The 1,622-nt window shown below is 35.5% G+C and carries 2 protein-coding genes; both read right to left on the reverse strand.

The features are described from left to right. Window positions 1-296: 296 nt before the first annotated feature. Complete coding sequence (locus tag SORDD15_RS03480) at window positions 297-707, reverse strand: SMI1/KNR4 family protein (protein ID WP_061414381.1); 411 nt, start codon at window positions 705-707, stop codon at window positions 297-299. Between the two features lie 8 nt (window positions 708-715). Beyond that, window positions 716-1,622 (reverse strand): HNH endonuclease (locus SORDD15_RS10500; protein WP_231097625.1); only part of this gene is annotated, 907 nt, incomplete at its 5' end.

Below are 1,622 nucleotides of genomic sequence, written 5' to 3' on the forward strand. Positions count from 1 at the left end.
ACCTACTTTACTTCCAATAAAACCATAGCCAATTTCTAAATAAAAGTCTCTAAGTAATTTCGGAAACATTATTCCTAACTTTGATTCACTTTTTTTGATTTTATCCCTAGTAAGTGGATAAAACTGATTTAAAGGGTTCAATTTAATTTCTTCAAACATCTAGTGTTACCTCATTTTGATCGAATCAATTTCGTACAATAATGCCTTATAAGTGATTTATGAGTACGACTTTCCTTCCGATTTGATTACTTTTATTCAAAATAATTATCATTAACGATAAGAGAATACTGCACATCTTAAAAAAGATTCTCAATTAGACTAGAAAAATTGGAACAAACAAATGTTGACTCTTTAAAATCATCATAGTTCTTCTCATGATCCCAAAAAACGATGTTTTTATCCGCTGAACAATCAAAACACAATAAATTCCCAAAACCATCTTCTGCAAATGGAATCAGTTGATCACCGAGTCGATCTTGTAAATCTTCAAGTATTTCATATATATTATCATATTCATTTTCATCTAGGCTGATCAAATTGTTGAAAATTTCTACCTTTTCATCTACCTTAAAATGATTAGGATTAGGATAACCACCATCATATTTTAAAACAAATTGTTTATAATCGTCTGGTAGAGTAATCTGTAATCTATGCTCCACACTTTCTATTATATCTATAGAAATATCTTTATAATTCAACCACTTCATATTCTTATTTAATTTCCTTTCCCCCAAATACTGTAACCACCTATATGGCCTGTCTGTCTATGTATACGTCTATCTACTAACTGCATTAAGCCAGGTTTTTGATGGTGATGCCATGTGAACCTCTTTGGAACACTACCCTTTTTAAATAATTCTATTTCTTCTTGTGTGAATCTACGTGCTAATTCATCATTGGCCATAATTTGCTGGTATAAGTCTTTGCTAGCCCTATCAAAATGAGTTCCTCTTGATTTTAAATAGTCTTCTGGCTCCAAGTACATATCCCCAAAAGAATCAAAAATTGGAAATCCTTCTTGATCAAATTTGATTCCAGTTTTAGGATGACTCTTATTCGCTAACTCTAGTCTTCCAAAAATTTTACCATCAATATCTTTGCCAACCTTACTTCCAGCTTCCAAAACATCATCTACTTTATTTCCATAAAAAGCATTACGAGCTCGGAGTCTATCCAGTCGGGTGTTTTCTACATGTTTCGCTTTAGAAGCCAGATTGTCCAGGCTCTTTCCTAGACCTGTATCTCCCAGACTCTTGCTCATTTTTTCAAACCGCATCATTTGACTACCAGTTGAAGTCTCTCGTACGACTACAGTCGGTACTTCCAAAGTAAACTGCTTGGCTCGCTCCAGCCCTTCTTGGGTTGCCCTGCTTAGATTTAGGAGGCCTTCATCCACTGTATTCTGTAAGTGACGGGCGAGTTGTTTTCGATAGGTAGACAAGGAGTGGTAAATATTATCCCCCATGCCTTTGACATTTTTCAATAGCCCTTTAAAGGTATCGAAATTCTTAGCGCCTTGTTCGATGCCTTCCTTCACCGCTGTTTTGATACTAGTCTTAACAGCGGTGAGCCCTGCTGTCTTTCCTGTCTTGGCTAAGGTTCCTAGGTATTTCCCTGCTGGT

The organism is Streptococcus oralis (genome assembly GCF_001578935.1).
Taxonomy (GTDB): domain Bacteria; phylum Bacillota; class Bacilli; order Lactobacillales; family Streptococcaceae; genus Streptococcus; species Streptococcus oralis_R.

Coding starts and splice junctions, on each gene's coding strand:
- SORDD15_RS03480 (WP_061414381.1), bottom strand. CDS start 707: ATGAAGTGGTTGAATTATAAAGATATTTCTATAGATATAATAGAAAGT.